This window comes from Bradyrhizobium sp. LMG 9283 (genome assembly GCF_045571415.1).
In the GTDB taxonomy this organism is placed as follows: domain Bacteria; phylum Pseudomonadota; class Alphaproteobacteria; order Rhizobiales; family Xanthobacteraceae; genus Bradyrhizobium.
Map to the genome: position 1 here is coordinate 4,017,272 of NZ_CP120691.1, position 20,213 is coordinate 4,037,484.

Annotated in this window: 18 protein-coding genes and 1 pseudogene; 9 read left to right on the top strand and 10 right to left on the bottom strand. The window is 63.6% G+C overall.

Translation table 11 applies throughout. From position 1 onward, the window contains the following. Positions 1-161 precede the first annotated feature (161 nt). A complete protein-coding gene (locus P6U29_RS18950; protein ID WP_407118944.1) occupies positions 162-599 on the bottom strand; it encodes a hypothetical protein in 438 nt (145 codons plus the stop codon). A 94-nt stretch (positions 600-693) separates the two neighbouring features. Next, on the bottom strand, positions 694-1,302 hold the full coding sequence (locus P6U29_RS18955; protein ID WP_407118945.1) for a TetR/AcrR family transcriptional regulator: 609 nt from the start codon (positions 1,300-1,302) through the stop codon (positions 694-696). Between the two features lie 130 nt (positions 1,303-1,432). Between P6U29_RS18955 and P6U29_RS18960 the strand changes: the two genes are divergently transcribed. Next, complete coding sequence (locus P6U29_RS18960) at positions 1,433-2,665, top strand: MFS transporter (protein WP_407118946.1); 1,233 nt, start codon at positions 1,433-1,435, stop codon at positions 2,663-2,665. A 461-nt stretch (positions 2,666-3,126) separates the two neighbouring features. Here the strand turns inward: P6U29_RS18960 and P6U29_RS18965 are convergent, their stop codons facing one another. Then, on the bottom strand, positions 3,127-4,479 hold the full coding sequence (locus tag P6U29_RS18965) for an MFS transporter (RefSeq protein ID WP_407118947.1): 1,353 nt from the start codon (positions 4,477-4,479) through the stop codon (positions 3,127-3,129). Between the two features lie 126 nt (positions 4,480-4,605). Here P6U29_RS18965 and P6U29_RS18970 point away from each other — a divergent pair, with 126 nt between their 5' ends. The 3 genes and pseudogenes from P6U29_RS18970 (at position 4,606) to dapD (ending at position 6,710) form a co-directional block, all read left to right on the top strand. Beyond that, complete coding sequence (locus tag P6U29_RS18970) at positions 4,606-5,520, top strand: LysR family transcriptional regulator (RefSeq protein WP_407118948.1); 915 nt, start codon at positions 4,606-4,608, stop codon at positions 5,518-5,520. Between the two features lie 22 nt (positions 5,521-5,542). Beyond that, positions 5,543-5,632 (top strand): annotated as a pseudogene (locus P6U29_RS18975) (IS5/IS1182 family transposase); the annotation flags it as partial. A gap of 106 nt (positions 5,633-5,738) precedes the next feature. Then, a complete protein-coding gene (gene dapD / locus P6U29_RS18980; protein WP_407118949.1) occupies positions 5,739-6,710 on the top strand; it encodes a 2,3,4,5-tetrahydropyridine-2,6-dicarboxylate N-succinyltransferase in 972 nt (323 codons plus the stop codon). Positions 6,711-8,063: 1,353 nt separating this feature from the next. Here the strand turns inward: dapD and rpmG are convergent. Together rpmG and P6U29_RS18990 are read right to left on the bottom strand one after the other, a co-directional pair. Further along, a complete protein-coding gene (gene rpmG / locus P6U29_RS18985; protein WP_007603295.1) occupies positions 8,064-8,231 on the bottom strand; it encodes a 50S ribosomal protein L33 in 168 nt (55 codons plus the stop codon). Between the two features lie 124 nt (positions 8,232-8,355). Next, positions 8,356-9,681 (bottom strand): LLM class flavin-dependent oxidoreductase, encoded by a 1,326-nt coding sequence (locus tag P6U29_RS18990; protein WP_407118950.1) that lies wholly within the window; start codon positions 9,679-9,681, stop codon positions 8,356-8,358. Positions 9,682-9,851: 170 nt separating this feature from the next. On the opposite strand from P6U29_RS18990, the gene P6U29_RS18995 reads away from it, so the two are divergent. Continuing rightward, positions 9,852-10,052 (top strand): hypothetical protein, encoded by a 201-nt coding sequence (locus P6U29_RS18995; RefSeq protein ID WP_407118951.1) that lies wholly within the window; start codon positions 9,852-9,854, stop codon positions 10,050-10,052. An 80-nt stretch (positions 10,053-10,132) separates the two neighbouring features. After that, entirely contained in the window at positions 10,133-11,503 is a 1,371-nt protein-coding gene (locus P6U29_RS19000; RefSeq protein WP_407118952.1) for a metallophosphoesterase family protein, read from the top strand. Between the two features lie 37 nt (positions 11,504-11,540). On the opposite strand, the gene P6U29_RS19005 is transcribed toward P6U29_RS19000, so the two are convergent. From P6U29_RS19005 to topA, 4 genes are read right to left on the bottom strand one after another with little or no spacing between them, the layout of a single operon-like run. Beyond that, complete coding sequence (locus P6U29_RS19005; RefSeq protein ID WP_407118953.1) at positions 11,541-12,293, bottom strand: NUDIX hydrolase; 753 nt, start codon at positions 12,291-12,293, stop codon at positions 11,541-11,543. A gap of 29 nt (positions 12,294-12,322) precedes the next feature. Continuing rightward, positions 12,323-12,763, bottom strand: coding sequence for a DUF983 domain-containing protein (locus P6U29_RS19010; RefSeq protein ID WP_407118954.1), 441 nt, complete (start codon positions 12,761-12,763; stop codon positions 12,323-12,325). Next, complete coding sequence (gene rnr, locus P6U29_RS19015) at positions 12,757-15,105, bottom strand: ribonuclease R (protein ID WP_407118955.1); 2,349 nt, start codon at positions 15,103-15,105, stop codon at positions 12,757-12,759. The genes P6U29_RS19010 and rnr overlap by 7 nt, the downstream gene beginning before the upstream one ends. A gap of 7 nt (positions 15,106-15,112) precedes the next feature. Then, complete coding sequence (topA, locus tag P6U29_RS19020; RefSeq protein WP_407118956.1) at positions 15,113-17,851, bottom strand: type I DNA topoisomerase; 2,739 nt, start codon at positions 17,849-17,851, stop codon at positions 15,113-15,115. 227 nt (positions 17,852-18,078) lie between these two features. On the opposite strand from topA, the gene P6U29_RS19025 reads away from it, so the two are divergent. Next, a complete protein-coding gene (locus P6U29_RS19025; RefSeq protein WP_407118957.1) occupies positions 18,079-18,318 on the top strand; it encodes a hypothetical protein in 240 nt (79 codons plus the stop codon). 146 nt (positions 18,319-18,464) lie between these two features. On the opposite strand, the gene P6U29_RS19030 is transcribed toward P6U29_RS19025, so the two are convergent. After that, entirely contained in the window at positions 18,465-18,935 is a 471-nt protein-coding gene (locus tag P6U29_RS19030; RefSeq protein WP_407118958.1) for a winged helix-turn-helix transcriptional regulator, read from the bottom strand. 121 nt (positions 18,936-19,056) lie between these two features. Here P6U29_RS19030 and P6U29_RS19035 point away from each other — a divergent pair, with 121 nt between their 5' ends. Further along, positions 19,057-19,830: an SDR family oxidoreductase gene (locus tag P6U29_RS19035; RefSeq protein ID WP_407118959.1), complete on the top strand. Its 774-nt coding sequence runs from the start codon at positions 19,057-19,059 to the stop codon at positions 19,828-19,830. 169 nt (positions 19,831-19,999) lie between these two features. Beyond that, the gene (locus P6U29_RS19040) at positions 20,000-20,182 is read left to right on the top strand and encodes a hypothetical protein (protein WP_407118960.1); all 183 of its coding nucleotides are present in this window, start codon (positions 20,000-20,002) and stop codon (positions 20,180-20,182) included. The last annotated feature ends 31 nt before the right edge of the window (positions 20,183-20,213 follow it).

A 20,213-nucleotide genomic window follows, 5' to 3' on the forward strand; every position in this document is an offset into this window, starting at 1 on the left:
TTTTGAAAGCTGCAACGCTTCTAGTGTGATCTTCCCTAGACCCGACACGTCGTTCGCGTCGAGACGGAAAACGGGCGCGGAAACCACTCCCACTCCGTTCGTGGTTTCCGAGACTGGACAAATGATGACTTTGTTTCGCCTCAGGTAGGCAGCAACTTTCCTCAAGCGTGCCTCACGGGAATATCACTGGATTGACGATGACGCCGCGCGTAGCCGCGGATTGAATAACTTGGCCTATGGCATTCTGCCGTGCTGCTGTTCCCGCAGATGGCATTGGCTAATGTAAGTATTCTTGCAGTGATCGGGGAGCCAGCGAGTTGTGCCGCCCCCCAGTTCACTGGGATGAAGTTCGCGATCGAGTTTGCATATCCATTCAGTGTGTTCGTTAGAGCCATTGCATTCTGGTAAGTAGCTGCATTGAGATCAATGCTCTTAATACTAGTTGCGACACCGTTCACGTAGCTATCAATGACCGGGTAGTTTCCAGGAAGATTCTGGCCGAGAGCTTGCTCGATCGCCCTCCCGCGCGCGGCCGATCCTAGGCTCCATACGGTTGACCTCTGCAACACTTGAACTTGAGATCGGCGCGCTAGTGTCATTGACAATGTCACTGACACTGATGAAAGCGGGTCACCACGAGTCTTCGCCTAACGTCTCACTATGGCTAGGGGGCCCGGATCGGCGTGCGCTCGGTTATCGCGGCACGGGCTTGCGCTCCTTCGCCGGCTGCTCTGCAACTCCATCCACATCCACCCCCGCATTGCGCAACAACACCTTCGCCGCTTCCTTCGCAGCGCGGGCCATCGCAGGATCGTCGCGGACGAGGTCCTGCGCGATCGAGCCGTCGACCAGCAGCACAAGCTGCGTCGCCAGCGCATCCGCATTCGCAACGCCGAGCTCGGTCAGGCGGTCGCGAAACCAGATGCGGCGGCTTTCCTTGAAGGCGATTGCGATCTTCTTCACGGCGCGGTCGGAAGGTCCGAGCTCAGCGACCGCATTCACGAACGGGCAGCCGCGAAAATCCTTGGCCGCAAAGCGGCGCTCCAGCGAATCGAAGGTGGCGAGGATCTGCTCGGCCGGCGGCTTGTCCGAGGGGCGGGCGCTTACGAAGCGGCGCTCGAGGTAAGCCGCGATCAGTGCGTCCTTGGACGGGAAGTGGTTGTAGAGCGTGCGCTTACTGATGCCGATCTCGGCCGCGATGGTGTCGACGCCGATCGCGCGAATGCCTTGCAGATAGAACAGCTTGTCGGCGGTCTGAAGGATCCGCTCTTTCATCGTCTGTGGGTTGGGCGGGGGAGCCATGCGATAGCGCGCGTCCTGTTCGCTTGACAGCTGCGGCTATCTATAGCCTAAGTACACAGGTCTGTGTACCCAAAATCAACGGCAAAAGCAGAAATCGGCACGTGTGCCGCGCCCAAAAGGGAGAAGAAGAATGCCCCTGTTGCAGGTCCTGCGTCCGACATTGCCGATCCTGATCGGCGCCTCGATCATGCTGACGCTGAGCATGGGGCTGCGGCAGTCGCTCGGCATCTTCATGCAGCCGCTGACGCATGACATTCACATTTCGATCTCGGATTTCACGCTGGCGCTGGCCGTGCAAAACCTCGCCTGGGGCTTCCTCCAGCCGCCCGCCGGCGCGCTGACGGTGCGCTACGGTTTCCGCCCGATCATGATCGCCGGCGCGCTGATGTACATCGCGGGGCTCGCGCTGATGGCGACCGCAAACGGCATGATCAGCATCATGATCGGCGCCGGCGTGCTGATCGGCACCTCGCTCGCCTGCACCGCAGCGGCGATCGCGATGTCGGTGGCGGCGCGCGCGGTCCCCGGGACGGTGCGCTCCACCGTGCTCGGCATCGTCTCCGGTGCGGGCTCGCTCGGCGCGCTGCTGTCGGCGCCGATCGGGCAGATGCTCAACGAGGGCTTTGGCTGGCGCATCGGGCTTGCCGGCTTCGTCATCATGTCGGCGCTGATGATCCCCGCCGCCTGGTACGCCGGCCGCGTTGACAAGATCCCGCTGCCCAAGCCGTCGGCTGACGAGATCGACGACGCTACGGCCGCGAAGGCTGCGAAGACCGCGTTCGGCAACGTGTCCTTCGTGGTGATGACCTGCGCCTATCTCGTCTGCGGCATGCAGCTCGTGTTTCTCACCACGCATCTGCCGTCATACCTTGCAATCTGCGGCCTCGATCCGATGCTGAGCGCGCAGACGCTCGGCATGATCGGCGGCTTCAACGTGCTGGGCTCGCTGTTCTTCGGCTGGGCCGGCCAGCGCTGGAACAAGCTGGCGCTCTTGGGCGCGATCTACATCCTGCGCTCGCTCGCGCTCGCCTGGTACTTCATGCTGCCGGCCACGCCCTTCTCGACGCTGCTGTTCGGCGCGATCATGGGCTTTTTGTGGATGGGCGTCGGCCCGCTGGTCGCGGGCGCGGTGGCCGAGATGTTCGGGCTGCGCTGGCAGGCGATGATCCAGGGCCTCGCCTTCATGAGCCATCAGATCGGCAGCTTCCTCGGCGCCTATGGAGGCGGGCTGCTCTACGACGCGCTCGGCTCCTACACCATGGCCTGGCGCATCGGCGTCGCGCTCGGCCTTGCCGGCGGCATCGTGCAGGTGGCGTTCGCGCTTGTCAGGCCGTCGCAGCCGCCGGTATTGCGGACGGCGTAAGGCGAGCGTGCGCTTGCTATCGTCAGCTTGCGAGCTTCGAGCGGACGCCGCGTTGGTTGGTCCGTGATGGGCCGCTTGTGACCCATCGGACTGATGTCCGCATCCGCCCAGGAGGTTTACGTCGATAATTGTACTTTTCAACTAATGCGTGACACGACCATCGACCGAAAATCACTTGAGGCCGCGCTAGACCGTGTACCTATAAACCCAGCCGCGTCACGTAACTGGTGACTAGGTCCGCTTTGTTCCAATAGCCACCAAGTACGTGCGGCAGCGCAGATCAAGGCAGCTAACAGTCAAAATAATGCAAGAAGCTACCGATCCGCAAACGCATCGGATACAAGAGGCGACGCATAGGTTCGGGACATTGAGCCGGAAAGCATGTCATCTCTGGGCGTCTACGAGCGCGGCAGCCCGATCGCCGACGGTCGCGGGCCAAACCAGACCCACATTTCATGCGCTCACCGATCGGCGGGAAGCAGGAAAATTGCTGCAAGAATGCCCAAGACTGCTGTTGACGCAGCGGCAGCAAAAATGGCCTCGAAGGCCTGCCCGCCACCAACTACGGCCAGCGCAGCGATCCCAAGCGCGAAGCCACCCTGCCGCGCCACGATCGTCATGGCAGAGGCCATGCCGGAACGGTCTGGCGGGGCGAGCGCAAGCAGGGCACCCGAAAGTTGCGGGTGGGCGAGCGCCGCGCCGCTGCCGATCACTGCCATGCCCGCGAGCATAAGGCCGAGGGTCTCGGCCGTGTCTGTACGCCCGAGGGATGCAAGTAAAAGGAGATTACCGACCGCGAGTATCGCGAGAGAATGCGCGAAGTGCCAGCGCCAACCGATGCGCATTACGAGGTGGCCGCCAATTGGCGGCACGATTAGCATCGGCGCCGTTGCAGCGAGCAGCGCGAGGCCAGTACGATTGGCGTGCCACCCGAATGCGCTCTGCATCGCTGGCGGCAGATAGACAAGGATGGCCCAGTAGCTGACGGAGACCGCAATCAGCAGCAGACCGACACCGATCATCGCGGGTGTCCCGAACACGGTACGGTCCAGGAGCGGCACAGCGCGCCGACGCTGTTGAAGGGCGAAGCCTGCCATCAGCAGAAGCGCCGCGCCGCCGAGGCTCGCGGCACCGATCATGTCGGCACGTACGCGCAACGTCGCGTCAATCAGTAGCGCGAGTGCCATCGTCAACAGGGCGACGCCGACAATATCGAGCGAGCGCTTCTCCGCGGCTTGGCTCTCGGCGACGAACTGCGGCACCGCAATGATCAGAGCCACGCAGAACGGCACGTTGATGAAGAAGATCCAGCGCCACCCGATCCAAGCCGTGATCACACCACCGAGCGTCGGCCCCACGGCCATCCCAACACCGGAGACGACGCCCATCAAGGCGAACACACGCGCTCTGACGGCCGCATCCGGGAACGCGCTGGCGACGAGCGCCAAGGCGCCTGTGACGACGAACGCTGCGCCAACGCCTTGCAGACCACGGGCGAGCCACAACGACGGACCGTCCCAGGCAAGGCCGCAGGCAAGGGAAGCGACAAGGAAGATCACATTGCCGGTCAGCAAAGCGCGGCGGCGACCGAAGCGGTCGGCGATTGCCCCAGCCCCCAGCAGCATGCCCGTGAAAGCGAGCGAATACGCATCGATCACCCACGCCGTCGCGGCCATGCCGAAGTTGAGAGTACGCTCCATCGCAGGCAGCGCGACGACGACGGCGGTGACGTCGAGATTCGTGAAGAACGCACCGAGGCCGAGTGTCAAAGCAACGGAAAGGTCACGAGCGCATAGGGAGGGTGCCGTCTTCACAAATCCTCTGCCGTACTGGGAAAGTGCCGCGCAGAAGCGCTGCGATGCCCGCTAGTTATCATCGGTTTGCGCTCGTGGCGTATGCCGAGTGTTCAACTCAGCATGAATCTCCTTCATAATGCCGGCATGACCGCCCAACCTCCATTCGATGCCCTGATTGCCTTCGAAGCCGTGCACCGTCTCGGCAGCGTCACCGCCGCAGCAAGCGACCTCGGCGTGACGCAGAGCGCAGTGAGCCACCGGTTGCGCCGGCTGGAAGACTTTATGGGTTTGCCACTGCTGACGCGGACTTCGGGCGGCATGCGGCCGACGCCCGCCGGTGAAGCGCTTGCATCCGGCCTCGCGGAACTCCTCACCGGCCTCGGAGAGCTACGCGCGCGATGCCGCGCTGCGGCCAGCAATGGCCCACTGCGCGTCGGCGTCAGCGCGGCGCTTGCGGACTATTGGCTTGTCGCGCGCCTGCCGATGTTCAAGGTCCCATCGACGCCGATCGAACTGATCATCGTCGAGAGCACGGCGCAAGCGATCCACCTCGATCTCGACATCACGATCCATTGGCTCCTCGAGGGGGAGGCACGCGAGACCTCAACGCAGCGCGTGTTGTTCCGCGAGCAGGTCTTCCCCGTTTGCCACGCGCGACTATTGCCGTCCGCGCCGCTCGACGACCCGACGCGCATCGCCGCCCTGCCGCTGATCCATAAGGGGGCCGGCGCAGACGCGAACGCGGGAACCGAGTGGTCCTGGTCGACGTGGTTCGCGCGACTTGGCCTCAACGCGCCGCCGCCGGTTGGACTACGTTACGCCAACATGGCGACAGCGATCGGTGCCGCACTTCAAGGCAACGGCGTCGTGCTAACGCGCTCACTCCTCGCGCGCGACGCGCTCATCGACGGCCGCCTTGTGCGCGTGCTGCCTGAGACCTGGGACATGCCGTCGACGAAGGTACACCTCGTGCGCTGGCCCGCGGTCTTGGCAAGTGATGCTCGGGTGAAGGCATTCGTTGCATGGCTTTTGGACGAGGCCGACGAATGCGTCCAGTAGGGGGCCCGCCCGGAAGCGTTGCTATGACAGGCTCGCCGCCAACTATCTTGCCTTCGTCCAACTCGCATCTATCCGGTTATGGCTGGCCGCGCGTTATGCGTCCGCGTCCTAATGCGTGACACGACCACCGACCGAAAATCGCTCGAGACCGCGCTAGTCAGCATCCGCGACATTTCTTAGACTGTCAGTATTCGGTGGATCAAAGCGCGAGCAATCAAATGGCGATGGAGCAGAGTGGGGCGAAAGGCGAGGGATTTGCGACCATCTCGACTGACGGCCGCGTCCTGGATTGCTGGTTTCTTCAGCTGCGCTTAAGTGCGGAGGCTGATGGGCCGGCAACGACGCGGTTGATGGAACGGGAGATCGAAAAACTATTGGGCGAGCCGGCAGCGGGATATGCGCGGCACGACGATATTCGCAACGTCGACATCGTTCCGATCCGTACCGAAATCGGGTCCCTAACGTCCGCGCCCGTTGACGTGCACGACGCATACCTTCGGCTTCACCTGCTTAGCCATCGGCTTGTCGAGCCGAATCGCCTGAATCTTGAAGGAATTTTTGGCCTATTACCCAGCGTTGCCTGGACCACTCTCGGTCCGTGCGAATGCACTCGTGTGCCAGAAGCGCGAATGGAGGCACGAAAGCGCGGCCTGACTTTCGAGGTGACCGGCGTGGATAAATTTCCGCGCATGACCGACTATGTGACGCTCGCGGACGTGAGAATTGCAGATGCGGATCGTGTGAGGCTGGGAGCCTACTTGGCACCCGGCACAACCGTTATGCACGAAGGCTTTTGCAATTTTAACGCAGGCACGCTTGGTCATTGCATGGTCGAAGGTCGGATAAGTGCCGGTGTGGTTGTGGGTAGCGGCAGCGACGTTGGGGGCGGAGCGTCGATCATGGGGATGCTGTCAGGAGGAGGGAAAGAGAGGATTACGGTCGGCGAGCGCTGCTTGATCGGAGCCAACGCCGGCATTGGCATTTCACTGGGTGACGATTGTGTGGTCGAAGCAGGCTGCTATGTCACTGCAGGCGCCCGCATTCTTTTGGAAGATGGTCGAGTGGTGAAAGCGAGAGAACTCTCGGGTCAAAAGGGGCTCTTATTTCGACGCAACTCCCAGAGCGGTGCTCTTGAAGCAAGCAGGCGCGCAGCAAATTGGGACGGCCTCAACTCGCAACTTCATAGCTAAACCTGGAGGCGGTACGCCGTAGCGGTGGTCGGAGAGAGCATTTTCCGCGCTGCCGGTTCGCCCGACCTGAGGCCGCTCGTCCCGCAATGTACCGCGGGGAGAGGTCTTGAAGGGCGACCGGCATCTCGGCAAACCCTAGCCGGATAGACCAAAGCGCGATGAGATTTGGATCAATCGCCATCGCGCTTCAGGTTGTTGTACGCGCAGATCTTTTCGGAAAACGGCTTCGGACTTTGCGCTGGCACGGCCCTTCGGGGTCGGCTCATGCTTTATTGCGGACGTTTTGACCGCTTGAGATCGGCGACCTTAAACCTGTTGCCGGCCTGCAGGCTGCTGCAAAACCAGTGGGCTCTGTTTCGAAACTCGCCCAGGAACACCTTCGTCTCGACGCAATTCTCGTAGGATGCATGGGTGATGGTGTCTCGGCACGTTGGCGAGAGAGGTCCATAGTTCAGACCGCCGCCCGACTCGCTGCACCCAACCCAGGGCTCTTTGCCGTGTGGGAAGCTTGATGCACAGCCCCCGTTGCAGCTGCTGGCGACTCTCTCCAGGCTGGCAATCCGCCCCATCACAGAACCTGGCGCATACGAAGGCGCGCGCGCGGTTGACGTTCGAGCGGTTGACGCAGTCCGACGCGGCGCCGCTGTGTTTGCTTCCCGCTCCGACACGTGCGGTTTTGCCACCTGTTTCGGCGCATCGACCGTGACAGGGGGAAGCGTGGCGGCGGAGCCTGTTGGGATTTGCGATGCTGCCGGGGCGCAGAACAAGACTATTGACAAGGCGGCGGTGACTGAAGGCACGACAAGGCTCGGTGACGATCTCATGACCATGTCCTTCCAAATCCGGGACGGAAAAGCCGTGCCGGTAAGTGCACGGTAACATGTTCCGGATTGTGCAACCGAGGGTTGCGATGGTATTGCCCATAAGCGCGCCATCGACGTGGCGGCCAGAGCACGCAGCGTCCGGGACACGAGAAGGGCTGTCACCCACGCTCTGTTGTTGCGAGCCACCGGGGTCGCGCAAAGCGCGGCTTGATGACAGCTTCGCGAAGCAATTCAAAGTGTCTCTGTGGAACGACTCTGGATGCTTCGTAACAAGAGCTCCTCGCAAGGACGGTGTGGGGAAAGATTAGCGCGTCAATCCCAGTCTCATGCCGCGGACGCAGCGCAGCGCTCCTTCAGCGGTGCGCTGCAGAGCCGGGGCCCATGTTTCTCCGCAGCGTGTCGTGTCGCTTTATGGGTCCCGGCTCGGTGCAGCAGCGTTGCACGCTGCTGCACGTCCGGGACACGAGAGGAGGGGCAAAAAAACGGGGCCCGTGAGGGCCCCGCAAAACTCTTCGACGCTTCGCCGATCTTACTTGATTTTGGCTTCGCGGAATTCGACGTGCTTGCGCGCGACCGGATCGTACTTCTTCTTGACCAGCTTGTCGGTCATGGTGCGCGAATTCTTCTTGGCGACGTAGTAGAAGCCGGTGTCGGCCGAGGACACGAGCTTGACCTTGATGGTGACCGCTTTGGCCATGTTCTGAACCTCAGAGAATTGGGGAATCTGGAGCCGGCCAAACGGCCCGCGTTGGCCGGCAACCTAGCCAGAAACGGCTGGAAGTCAAGGATTTAGGCCCGGAAAACCGCTCAAATCGGGCCCATTAGGCCTCGAAGAAGCGGTTTTTCGGCCGCGGCAGGCCCAGATTCTCCCTCAAAGTGGCCCCTTCATACTCTTTGCGGAAAATCCCGCGCCGCTGCAGCTCCGGGACGACCTTGTCGACGAAATCGTCGAGGCCGGCCGGGAGGAACGGGAACATGATGTTGAAACCGTCGGAGCCGCGTCCGACCAGCCATTCCTCCATCTGGTCGGCTATGGTTTTGGCGGTGCCGACGAAGGACAGCCCGCCATAGCCGCCGACGCGCTGGGCGAGCTGGCGTACGGTGAGCTTTTCGCGGGCAGCGAGATCGACCATGCGCTGGCGGCCGCTCTTGCTGGCATTGGTCTCGGGAATTTCGGGGAGAGGGCCGTCGGGATCGAAGCCGGAGGCGTCGGTGCCGAGGATGACCGAGAGCGAGGCGATGGCGCTGTCGTAATGGACACGGCTGTCGAGCAGGGCGCGCTTCTCCTTGGCCTCGTGGACGCTGTCGCCGACCACGACGAAGGCGCCGGGGAGAATCTTCAGATGCTCGGGATCGCGGCCGATCTTCTCCATGCGACCCTTGATGTCGGCGTAGAGCTTCTGGCCGTCGGCGAGGCTGCCGCCGCCGGTGAATACCGCTTCCGCGGTCTCGGCCGCGAGCTGCTTGCCATCATCCGATGCGCCGGCCTGCACGATCACCGGCCAGCCCTGCACGGGACGGGCGATGTTGAGGGGGCCGCGCACCTTCAGATATTTGCCGTTGTGGTCGAGCGTGTGCATCTTGGCGGGATCGAAGAACAGGCCGCTCTCGACGTCGCGCACGAAGGCGTCGTCGGCGAAGGAATCCCACAAGCCGGTAACGACGTCGTAGAACTCGCGGGCGCGCTTGTAGCGCTCGGCGTGCTCCATGTGGTCGTCGAGGCCGAAATTCAGCGCCGCGTCCGGGTTCGATGTGGTGACGATGTTCCAGCCTGCGCGGCCGCCGCTGAGATGGTCGAGCGAGGCAAAGCGGCGTGCGACGTGATAGGGCTCGTCGAACGTGGTCGAGCCCGTCGCGATCAGGCCGATGCGCTCGGTGACCGCCGAGAGCGCCGACAGCAGCGTGAACGGCTCGAACGAGGTCACGGTGTGGCTGCGCTTGAGCGCATTGATCGGCATGTTCAACACGGCGAGGTGATCGGCCATGAAGAAGGCCTCGAACTTGCCGGCCTCGAGCTTTTGGATCAGTTGCTTGATTTGACCGAAGTTGAAATTGGCGTCCGGCCAGGCCCCAGGATAGCGCCAGGCGCCGGTGTGGATGCTGATCGGGCGCATGAACGCGCCAAGCTTGAGTTGCCGTTGTGCCATCGCCCGGTGTCCTTCTTCATTGTCGTTTGGAAAGACATAGGTACGCACGGGAACTCCGCCATTGCTGGAGGCGGGAAGAATTTTTTGTTTTTCGTGTCGTGTGCAGCACGATTCCGTCATTCCGGGGCGCGCGTAGCGCGAGCCCGGAATCCATACTCACGATCGTGGTTATGGATTCCCGGCTCGCCGCTCTGCGGCGCCCCGGGCTCGGCCTGCTGGTCGGCATTTCTCTGCGGCAACAAGGGCACCGAGCCGATCATGCTGGTGAGCTTCACGCGGCGCGAGGAAGCGGACAAGCTCGCCAGCAAATCGGCCGCGTCCTCAAGCTGCCGGCGCGCGACTATGTCGGCACAGAGCCGGACGCTGATTGATCAAGGCTTGGTTGCGACCCGTTGCGGAAATTGCCATCCTTGCGGTCGATCACCGCTATGGAAGGCCATGACCTCTGCAAATGACCTCTGCGAATAATTTCATTCCCGCGCTCCTGCCGCGCGGCAAGGGCCACCAGTTTCTGTTGTATGGCGATTCCTGTTCGGGCGTGCCCGGCGCTCTACACGAAAAGACCTTCGCCTCCGTCAACGCGATCGTGCAGCGCCTGAGGCCGCAGCCCGACTTCGTCCTTTTTCCGGGTGACGAGATCATCGGACTCACGCCTGATCCAGAGGGCCTGCGTGCGCAGTGGCGATATTGGTGGGACACGGAAATGGCGTGGCTTGACCGCGCGGCGATTCCGGTCTGGCACACCACCGGTAACCACACGACTTATGACGCGATGAGCGAGGCGGTGTTTCGCGAAGTGCTGGACCTGCCGGACAATGGGCCGCCGGGCCAGGCCGGTCTCTCGTATTTCGTACGGCGCGGCGACCTCCTGATGGTGTTCGTCAACACGCTCTGGAGCGGCCTTGGCGGTGAGGGCCATCTCGAGCTCGCGTGGCTGGAAGCGACGCTCAGAGAGCATCGTGATGCCCGCCACAAGCTTGTCCTTGGCCATCACCCGGTATTTCCCATCAACGGATTTACTGGAACCTATCAGCGCGAGATCGGCCACGAATACGCCCGCCCGTTCTGGGACATCCTCGTCAACGAAAACGTGCTGGCCTATCTGTGCAGCCACATCCTCGCCTTCGATGTCCAGGCGCATCGCGGTGTCCTCCAGATCTGCACGGCGGGCGCGGGAACGGCGCACAGGATGCCTGAGGGCGTCGAGTATCTGCATTGCATTCAGGCCGCGCTCGACGAGGAGGGCCTTCGCTACCAGGTGCTCGATACCGACGGCGTTGTCAGGGAGAAGCTGCAATGGCCGTTGCCTGATGCCGATCCCGCCGGGTGGAGGGAGCTGCAGCCCGGAGATATCGAAGCACCATTCAGCGGACATGTGAAGAGCGGACGCCGGATCGCGTTGAGGCTCGTGGGGCAAAGCGCTGGAGCCGATGTCGCAACGGCTCAGACGATTTTCACGGCTTTCGAGCCGGGCTCGATCGCGCCGTTCTGGCTCGGGCTGCGGGGATCGCGGCAAACCCTGACAGCTATCATAAGTCGTCAGCCGGGACGAAGCCCGACCTATTGGTTCGGACCTGATCTTTCGCCGGGCGAGGTTTTTGACATTCACGTCACGATCTACACAGACATGGGCCCCGGCGGTCTTTTGTACCATCGTCACGACTCCACGCGCTGGTCGTCCTTCACCTCCGCGACGGCGCGGGGGCTGGAGCAGCTGTCGTGGCCCCGGCATTGGGCGATCGGCCACGGACAGGCTGGCCACGAAGACCGTGCCTTCAAAGGCGCTGCGCTGAGTGTGCTCATCGCGTCAGACGGGAATTGATGGTAGCACGTGCCGAAGTACGGCGACGCCCGCAGCGTCAGCTCAAAATATCCTTCTGCATCTTGCCGCCATAGAAATGGAAGAACGGCACCGGTGCGTCGTGGCGGAGCGGGCCGGTGGCAAGGCGGGTGTCGAGCTCGTTGAGCACGTTGCGCGTCATCGGGTGCAGATCGGCGAGCGGCTTCGAGCCGAGCTCGACCCACACGAGCTCGACCAGCTCCGCGTCGGCATGGATCACGCCCTCGACGCGATGGGTGATCGCGGAGGCATCGGCGGTGAAGAAGCGCGTGTCGAAGCGCTTGACGCGGCCGGGCGGAGTGATCGCGCGCGCGATCAGGAACAGGCCGGAGGGATCGGGCAACAGGCCCGCATCCGCGAACGGCTTCCAGGGGCCTTCGAGCTTTGCCAACTTGCCCTCGGCCTTGCGTCCGAGGCAGAGGCCGGTCTCCTCACAGGCTTCGCGGATCGCGGCAATGGCAAGCGATTTCGCGCGCGAAGCCGGTGTCTTCGGGCTGCCCTTGGCGAGATTGGCCTCTAACTCCGCGGTGATGGGCGCCGCACACGGCACGCGATAATCGGCCTTGTCGACGCGGCCGCCGGGAAAGACGAATTTCCCGGGCATGAACACCACCTTGTCGTGGCGCTTGCCGACCAGCACTTTCGGAACGGCGCCGCTGCGATCGACCAGGATCAGCGTCGCCGCATCCCTCGGACGGAAATAGGGATGGTGGTCGGCTTCCTTCTCCTCGTGAACCCTGGCCTTCTCCTCGGCCTGCGAAACATCGGTCATGTCCTCACCCGAACTGTTCTTTTATCTGCTTACACCGGCGGAATACCATCGGGAGGGTTCTCGTCAAACCCGTGCATGCGCAGAGCCCATTGCAAGCCGACCACAGCTCCCTTGACGGGCTGCAACAGCGCGAGCGAGGCGACGAAGGTGAAGGGCAGATAGGCCGCGAAGCTGAGCCAGACCGGCGTCGAATAATTGGTCTCGATCCAGAGGATGGCCGGCACCACGATGTGGCCGACGATGACGATGACGAGATAGGCGGGAAGATCATCGGCGCGATGCGGCGTGAAATCGAGGCCGCATTTGACGCAATTATCCGCCGTCTTCAGGAAGGCGCGGAACAGCTTGCCATCGCCGCAGCGCGGACAGCGGCCGCGAAAGCCGCGCTTCATTGCCGCCCACACGTCGCGCTTCTCGACGAGACCGGTCTCGCGCGTCCAGATTTTTGGGGCCGTGCTCGTCGTCACCATGCCTTGCCCTTCTTGCCTCTTCCCTTGTTCTTTCCTTTGGCCTTCTTGCTCTTGCCGAACTTTTGCTTCTCCGGCTTGCGTTTTTTCTCTGGGCTGCGACCTGGGTGCGCCTTTGATGATTTGCGCTGCGGGCGGAATGGCCTGCGGTCGCGCTGGCCGCTCTCGTTCTCGGACGACAGCAATTCGAAGCGCAGCGCGCCTGCAACGGGAGCGGCTTCGACCAGGCGGACGTCGACGACGTCACCAAGCTGATACATGGTGCCGCTGCGCGTCCCGACCAGCGCGTGACGGCTCTCGTCATAGTTGAAATATTCCGTGCCGAGGGATCGGATCGGGATCAATCCGTCGGCGCCGGTATCAGTGAGCTTCACGAACAGGCCGGCGCGGGTGACGCCGGAGACGCGGCCCTGGAAGCTGGCGCCGATGCGGTCGGCGAGGTGATGGGCGATCAGGCGGTCGACGGTCTCACGCTCCGCCTTCATCGCGCGCCGCTCCGTCAGGGAAATATGCGCGGCGACTTCGCCGAGGCTTTCAGGTGTCTCGCTGTCGGGCAGCGCGCCTTCGCCGAGGCCGAGCGCGCGGACCAGGGCGCGGTGCACGACGAGATCGGCATAGCGGCGGATCGGCGAGGTGAAATGCGCGTAGCGGCGCAGGTTGAGGCCGAAATGACCGTAATTCTCGGCGGAATATTCCGCCTGCGCCTGGGCGCGCAGCACGACCTCGCTGACCAGCGGGTAATAGTCGTGGCCTTCGAGCTGGGCCAGCACGCGGTTGAACGTGGTCGGACGCAGCGCGCCTGATTTAGCGAAGGGGACGTCCAGCGTCTCCAGGAACTCCGCGAGCGCGTGGACCTTCTCCAGCGTCGGCTCGTCATGCACGCGGTAGATCAGCGGCAGCGACTTCTTCTCCAGCATCTCCGCTGCCGCGACGTTGGCGAGGATCATGAACTCCTCGATCAGCTTGTGCGCGTCGAGCCGCTCCGGCACGACGACGCGATCGACCGTGCCGTCGCTCTTCAGCAGGATCTTGCGCTCGGGCAGCTCGAGATTGAGCGGATCGCGCTCGTTGCGGGCGCGCTTGACGCAGGCATAGGCGGCGTAGAGCGGTTTGAGGATCGGATCGAGCAGCGGGCCGGTGGTGTCATCGGGCCGACCGTCGATCGCAGCCTGTGCCTGCGCATAATGCAGCTTCGCGGCGGACCGCATCAGGATGCGGTGGAAACTGTGCGAGCGTTTCCGCCCGTCCGGGCCGATCACCATTCGCACCGCGAGTGCGCCGCGCGGCTCGCCCGGCACCAGCGAGCAGAGATTGTTGGAGATGCGCTCGGGCAGCATCGGCACGACGCGGTCGGGGAAATAGACCGAGTTGCCGCGGTCGAGCGCGTCGCGGTCGAGCGCGGTGCCCGGCCGCACATAGAAGCTGACATCGGCAATGGCGACGTTGACGACGAAGCCGCCCTTGTTGTTGGGATCGTCATCGGCCTGCGCATGCACCGCGTCGTCGTGATCCTTCGCATCGGGCGGATCGATGGTGACGAGCGGGACGTCGCGCCAGTCCTCGCGGCCTTTCAGATTGGCGGGCTCCGCGGCTTCCGCATCGCGCGTCGCGGCGGAGGAGAATTGCAGCGGGATGTCATGGGCGTAGATCGCGATCAGGCTGATCGCCTTCTCGGACTTGACCGAGCCGAGCTTCTCCTTGACCCTGCCGGACGCCAGGCCAAAGCCGCGCGAGCGGACGATGTCGACGCTGACGAGGTCGCCGTCCTGCGCGCCCTGGGTGTCGGTCTTCGCGATGTTGAGCTCGCGGTCGGCGAATTTCTTGTCGACGGGGACGAGCCGCCCGCCGCCTTCGGGAAGGCTGCGGAACACGCCGAGGATGCGGCTCTTGGCCTTGTCGATGATCTTGATGATGCGGCCGCGATAGGCGGGGCCTTCATCATCCTCGCTGCGATCGACGCGCAGCAGTGCGCGGTCGCCGACGCCGGCGGCGGTGCCGGGCTTGGCCCGGCGCGGCATCTCGATGAGGATTTTTGGCGGCTCGCCGCTCTCGACCTCGTCCCATTCGGCGGGGGAGGCGATCAATTCGCCGTCGCTGTCGCGGCCTGTGATGTCGGCGAGCAGCGTGGGCGGCAGCGCGTCCGGCTCGGAGACCTTGTGGCGCTTCTTCTTGATGATGCCGTCGTCGGCGAGCTCGCGCAGCATGCGCCTGAGCTCGGCGCGATCGGCGTTCTTCAGGCCGAACTCGCGCGCAATTTCGCGAGTGCCGACCTTTCCTGGATTTGCCTTGATGAAGGCGACGATGGCTTGCCTGTCGGGAAAGCCATGGTCATTCTTGCGTTTCACTTAACCTCTAATTCTTGCCGGCACTCTTCTTGGCCGGAGGCTTGGTGGCGGCTGCCTTGGTCGGCGACGTCTTTGCCGTCGACGGCACGGCGGCGCGCGCCTTGCTGGTGGATTCGGATTTGGTTTTGGCCGCGGCTTTCTTCGCGGCCGGCTTCTTCGGCTTCGGCGCGGCGTCCTCGCCGTCCGCAGCCTTCTTGGCTTTGGCGGGCTTTGCCGCCTTCTTCGCCTTCGTCTTGCCGCCGCCCTTGGCCGCGCGCTCGTCGATCAGCGCGATCGCCTGCGGCAGCGTGATGGCGTCCTTCTCGAACTCGGCCGGGATCGTCGCGTTGACGCCGCCGGCGGTAACATACGGGCCGTAGCGGCCGCTCTTCACGGTGACGGTGCCGAGCGTCGGATGATCGCCGATCGCCTTGCCGGGATCGGCGCCGAAGCGGCGGCTCGGGCCCTTAGCGGCTTTTTCCGCAATCAGCGTGACCGCGCGGTTGAGGCCGATGTCGAAGACTTCGTCGCCGGCTTCGAGACTCGCATAGGTCTTGTCGTGCTTCACGAACGGCCCGAAGCGCCCAAGGCCCGCGGTAATGGGCAGACCCGTCTCCGGATGCTTGCCGATCTCGCGCGGCAGCGACAGCAGTTTCAGTGCAAGCTCGAGGTCGACGTCGCTGGGCGAGGTGCCCTTCGGGATGCCCGCACGCTTCGGCTTCTCGCCGTCCTCGTAGTCCTTCTGTTCGCCGAGCTGGATATATGGGCCAAACCGGCCGGCCTTGAGCCAGACGTCGAAGCCGGTGTCGGGATCCTGGCCCAGCGAGCGGTCGGCGGCAGCTTCGCCATCGGCGGCGAGCTGACGGGTGTAGCGGCATTCCGGATAGTTCGAGCAGCCGACGAAGGCGCCGAACTTGCCGGCCTTGAGGTTCAGCCGGCCGGTGCCGCAGTTCGGGCACTGCCTGACGTCGCCGCCATCGGCGCGCGGCGGATAGATGTGCGGCCCCAGCATCTCGTCGAGCACGTCGAGCACCTGCGCGACGCGCAGGTCCTTGATATCATCGACGGCGCCGATGAAGTCGCGCCAAAAATCCTTCAGCACCTGCTGCCAGGAAATCTCGTTGTTGGAGATGCGGTCGAGCTGCTCCTCCAGCGCGGCGGTGAAGTCGTATTCGACGTAGCGGCTGAAGAAGCTCTCCAGGAACGCGATCACGACGCGGCCCTTGTCCTCGCCGTGCAGGCGCTTCTTCTCCAGCTTGACGTAGCCGCGGTCCTTCAGGACCTGGAGGATCGAGGCATAGGTCGAGGGCCGGCCGATGCCGAGCTCTTCCATGCGCTTGACGAGGGAGGCCTCCGAGAAACGCGGCGGCGGCTCGGTGAAGTGCTGGGTGACGGACAGGCTCTGCCGTTTCACGGCCTCGCCCTGGCTCATCGCGGGCAGGCGGCGGGAATCCTCGTCCTCCTCGTCGTCGCGGCCTTCCTGGTAGAGCGCGAGGAAGCCGTCGAACTTCACGACCTGACCGGTGGCGCGCAGCTCCAGCGTGCGGCCGCCGGCCTTCGCCGTGATGTCCACCGTGGTGCGCTCGAGCTCGGCCGATTCCATTTGGCTCGCGATGGTGCGCTTCCAGATCAGCTCGTAGAGTTTGGCCTGATCGGCATCGAGCTTGCGGCTCATGCTGTCGGGGCGGCGCGAGAGGTCGGTCGGGCGGATCGCTTCGTGCGCTTCCTGGGCGTTCTTGGCCTTGGCCTGGTACTGGCGGGGGGCGTCCGGCACATAGGCATTGCCGTAATCCTCGCCGATCACCTTGCGCGCCTGGGTGATCGCCTCCGGGGCGATCTGCACACCGTCGGTACGCATATAAGTAATGAGTCCGGTGGTCTCGCCGCCGATGTCGATGCCTTCATAGAGGCGCTGGGCGATGCGCATCGTGTGCGCCGGCGCAAAGCCGTATTTGCGGCTGGCCTCCTGCTGCAGCGTCGAGGTGGTGAAGGGCGCCTGCGGATTGCGCCGCGCCGGCTTGGCATCGACCGCAGTCACGGCGTAGCTGGCTGCTTCCAGCGCCTTCTTGAAATCCTCGGCTTCCGCGCCGGTGCCGATGTCGAGGCGCTGGATCTTCTTGCCGTCGGCGCCGACGAGGCGGGCCTCGAAGGCATCGCCGCGCGGGGTGAGCAAGGTCGCGATCAGCGACCAATATTCGCGCGGCACGAACTTCTCGATCTCGAGCTCGCGGTCGCAGACGAGGCGCAGCGCCACCGACTGCACGCGGCCGGCCGAGCGGGCGCCCGGCAGCTTGCGCCACAGCACGGGGGAGAGGGTGAAGCCGACCAGATAGTCGAGCGCGCGGCGCGCCATATAGGCGTCGACCAGCGCGCCGTCGATTTCGCGCGGATGCTTCATCGCGTCCGAGACTGCCTGCTTGGTGATGGCGTTGAACACCACCCGCTCGATCTTCTGGTCCTTCAGCGCGCGCTTTTCCTTCATCACCTCCAGCACGTGCCAGGAGATGGCCTCGCCCTCGCGATCAGGGTCGGTGGCGAGAATCAGGCGGTCAGCACCCTTCAGGGATTTGGCGATCTCGTTGAGCCGGCCGGCCGCCTTGGGGTCGACCTCCCAGATCAGCTTGAAATTGGCGTCGGGGTCGACGGAACCGTTCTTCGCCGGAAGATCGCGGACATGGCCGAACGAGGCCAGAACCTCATAGGACGAGCCCAGATATTTGTTGATCGTCTTGGCTTTCGCCGGCGACTCCACAATGACGATATTCATTTAGTTCCAGTGTCTTACGGGAAAATCTCGGGCCGAAAACGAAAGGACTCGGGTCGGCCGTTTCGACCCGAACATGGGTGGTGAGCCGGCCCCTGTCAAATCGGGGGGTGTTGAAATCCGCCGGAATGGGAAAAGTTTCATATCGAAATAGTTGCAAAATACCACCTTGGAGTTGCGGTTCATGTCGGCGTAATGTTTCTGCGGGGCATGGATTCGGGTGGGGTCTGGTGACTAGGCCAAGAAAGAAACGGGCGCGCGCCGGATCAGGCGCGCGGGCGGGCTCGCGTCACGAGGAACCGGGGGAGGGCGGGGCAGATGAGGCGGTCGCATTCATCGCCGAGCAGGTGTCTGCCTTGCGCAAGCTCGCCGGGTGCCACAAGCTGGACGTGCTGCATTATCTCTTGGGGATGACGCAACTCGAGGCCGACGAGCGTTTGCGGCTGCGGACCAAGCGCAAGCTGTCGTGAGGGACGCGCTCCAGAACGGGTGTCATTCCCCGCGAAAGCGGGGAATCCAGTACGCTGCGGCCTATCGGGGAAACATCGCCGTCTCTGGGGATACTGGATCGCCCGCCTCAGTGCGCAATTGCGCCACTGAGTGGCTCGCGTGATGGCTATCTCGCCGACCTTCGCCGCGGCGCGGGCTGTGGCTTAAGCGTGGTGTCCGCCGGACCGAGCAGTCGCCCATCCTCCGCCCGCATTTCGAGCTTGTTCACCGGGCGACCTTTTTCGCGATCCACCAGAATAGTCGCGATCTCCTCGGGGTGATCGTCGAACTCCTCGCTCCATTGCCGCAGTGCGATCAGGATCGGGAAGGTGCCGCGTCCCTTCGGCGTCAGCACATACTCTTGATAAGCGCTGCCGTCGGAAGCGGGGGCTGTTGCCAGGATGCCGTGATCGACCAGCGCGCGCAGCCGCGCCGACAAAATGTTCTTGGCCATGCCGAGCTTGCTCTGGAATTCACCGAAGCGGCGGACGCCGAACAGCGCCTCGCGGATGATCAGGAGCGACCACCAGTCGCCGAGCGCGTCCAGCGAGCGCGCGATCGGGCAGGCATCGCCCTCGAAGCTCGTTCGTTTCACCATCGTCTTGTCCTGTCGCGTTCGCACGGCGCCAGCTGCCGATCACGCGCTTGTGTGGTTGCATCATAAAACCAAATGCCCTAGATGGCAATCTAGTTTCATCATGCAACTATCGGAGGCGAGCGTGAGACTGAAGGACAAGACGGCTCTGATCACCGGCGGCAACAGCGGCATCGGGCTTGCGACGGCGAAACTGTTCGTGGCCGAGGGCGCCAAGGTGGTGATCACCGGGCGCAACAAGGAGACGCTAGCGGCGGCCGCGAAGGAGCTCGGGCCGAACGCGCTCGCGCTCGCCGCCGATGCCACCGACACCGCCGCCACCGAAGCCGCAATCAAGCAGGGCGCGGAAAAGCTCGGCAAGTTCGACGTCGTGTTCGCCAATGCCGGCATCGCCGGCGGCACGCCGCTCGGCTCGGCCACGCTCGAGGTCTTCGAGAAGGTGATCAGCACCAATCTAACCGGCGTGTTCTTCACCGTGCAGTCCGCGTTGCCTTATCTCAACGACAATGCCTCGATCATCCTCAACGGTTCCGTGATCTCCGTGCTCGGCATTCCCGGTTACTCGGCTTACGGCGCCGCGAAGGCCGGCGTGCGGGCGATGGCGCGGATCATGGCCTCGGAGCTGTCGCCGCGCGGCATCCGGGTCAACGTGGTCGCACCGGGTGCGATCCGCACGCCGATCTGGGGGCCCGCGACCGCGACGCCGGAAGCCGAGAAGGCGTTCGAGCAGCGGATTGCGCTGTCGACGCCGCTCGGCCGCATCGGTGAAACGGACCATGTTGCGAAGACGGTGCTGTTCCTCGCCTCCGATGATTCCGCGCATGTGCAGGGCCAGGAAATCTTCGTCGACGGCGGCGCGGTGGCCTCCCCGAGCGGCGCGCCGATCTATCGCGGCTGATCAAATCAAGCGCAAATTGAAGCGGCCGGCGGAGTGCGGTTGCGCCGGCCGGTCCTGCGTCCTGTGGCACGCATTGATCGAATCTTTGTGTGAGGCGTTGAACCTTAGCGCAGTCTGCAAAGACCTTTTTAAGGGCAGGAGACAGACTCACTATTTAAGGGAGTCGGTTATGACGAAAGCAGCCCGCCTTCTCTCATCGATTGTGTCGCCGCGCGTTTTCACCGAAAGATCCGCCGTACCGGCCAATCGTCCCGACGCCTCCGAGTTCGTCGCCATCGCGTTGTTCTCAGGGATCGGCCTGTTCGTCTCGCTCGTTGCCGTGATCCTGGGCATGCAGGGCGTCTGGTTCTAGCCTTGGAGATCGCGCCTGCCGTCCATCAGCC

What these genes read in the sequence shown, in the direction of transcription:
- P6U29_RS18950 (WP_407118944.1), bottom strand. Translation starts at nt 599, where the DNA reads ATGACACTAGCGCGCCGATCTCAAGTTCAAGTGTTGCAGAGGTCAACC.
- P6U29_RS18955 (WP_407118945.1), bottom strand. Translation starts at nt 1,302, where the DNA reads ATGGCTCCCCCGCCCAACCCACAGACGATGAAAGAGCGGATCCTTCAG.
- P6U29_RS18960 (WP_407118946.1), top strand. Translation starts at nt 1,433, where the DNA reads ATGCCCCTGTTGCAGGTCCTGCGTCCGACATTGCCGATCCTGATCGGC.
- P6U29_RS18970 (WP_407118948.1), top strand. Translation starts at nt 4,606, where the DNA reads ATGACCGCCCAACCTCCATTCGATGCCCTGATTGCCTTCGAAGCCGTG.
- dapD (WP_407118949.1), top strand. Translation starts at nt 5,739, where the DNA reads ATGGCGATGGAGCAGAGTGGGGCGAAAGGCGAGGGATTTGCGACCATC.
- rpmG (WP_007603295.1), bottom strand. Translation starts at nt 8,231, where the DNA reads ATGGCCAAAGCGGTCACCATCAAGGTCAAGCTCGTGTCCTCGGCCGAC.
- P6U29_RS18990 (WP_407118950.1), bottom strand. Translation starts at nt 9,681, where the DNA reads ATGGCACAACGGCAACTCAAGCTTGGCGCGTTCATGCGCCCGATCAGC.
- P6U29_RS18995 (WP_407118951.1), top strand. Translation starts at nt 9,852, where the DNA reads ATGGATTCCCGGCTCGCCGCTCTGCGGCGCCCCGGGCTCGGCCTGCTG.
- P6U29_RS19000 (WP_407118952.1), top strand. Translation starts at nt 10,133, where the DNA reads ATGACCTCTGCGAATAATTTCATTCCCGCGCTCCTGCCGCGCGGCAAG.
- P6U29_RS19005 (WP_407118953.1), bottom strand. Translation starts at nt 12,293, where the DNA reads ATGACCGATGTTTCGCAGGCCGAGGAGAAGGCCAGGGTTCACGAGGAG.
- P6U29_RS19010 (WP_407118954.1), bottom strand. Translation starts at nt 12,763, where the DNA reads ATGGTGACGACGAGCACGGCCCCAAAAATCTGGACGCGCGAGACCGGT.
- topA (WP_407118956.1), bottom strand. Translation starts at nt 17,851, where the DNA reads ATGAATATCGTCATTGTGGAGTCGCCGGCGAAAGCCAAGACGATCAAC.
- P6U29_RS19030 (WP_407118958.1), bottom strand. Translation starts at nt 18,935, where the DNA reads ATGGTGAAACGAACGAGCTTCGAGGGCGATGCCTGCCCGATCGCGCGC.
- P6U29_RS19040 (WP_407118960.1), top strand. Translation starts at nt 20,000, where the DNA reads ATGACGAAAGCAGCCCGCCTTCTCTCATCGATTGTGTCGCCGCGCGTT.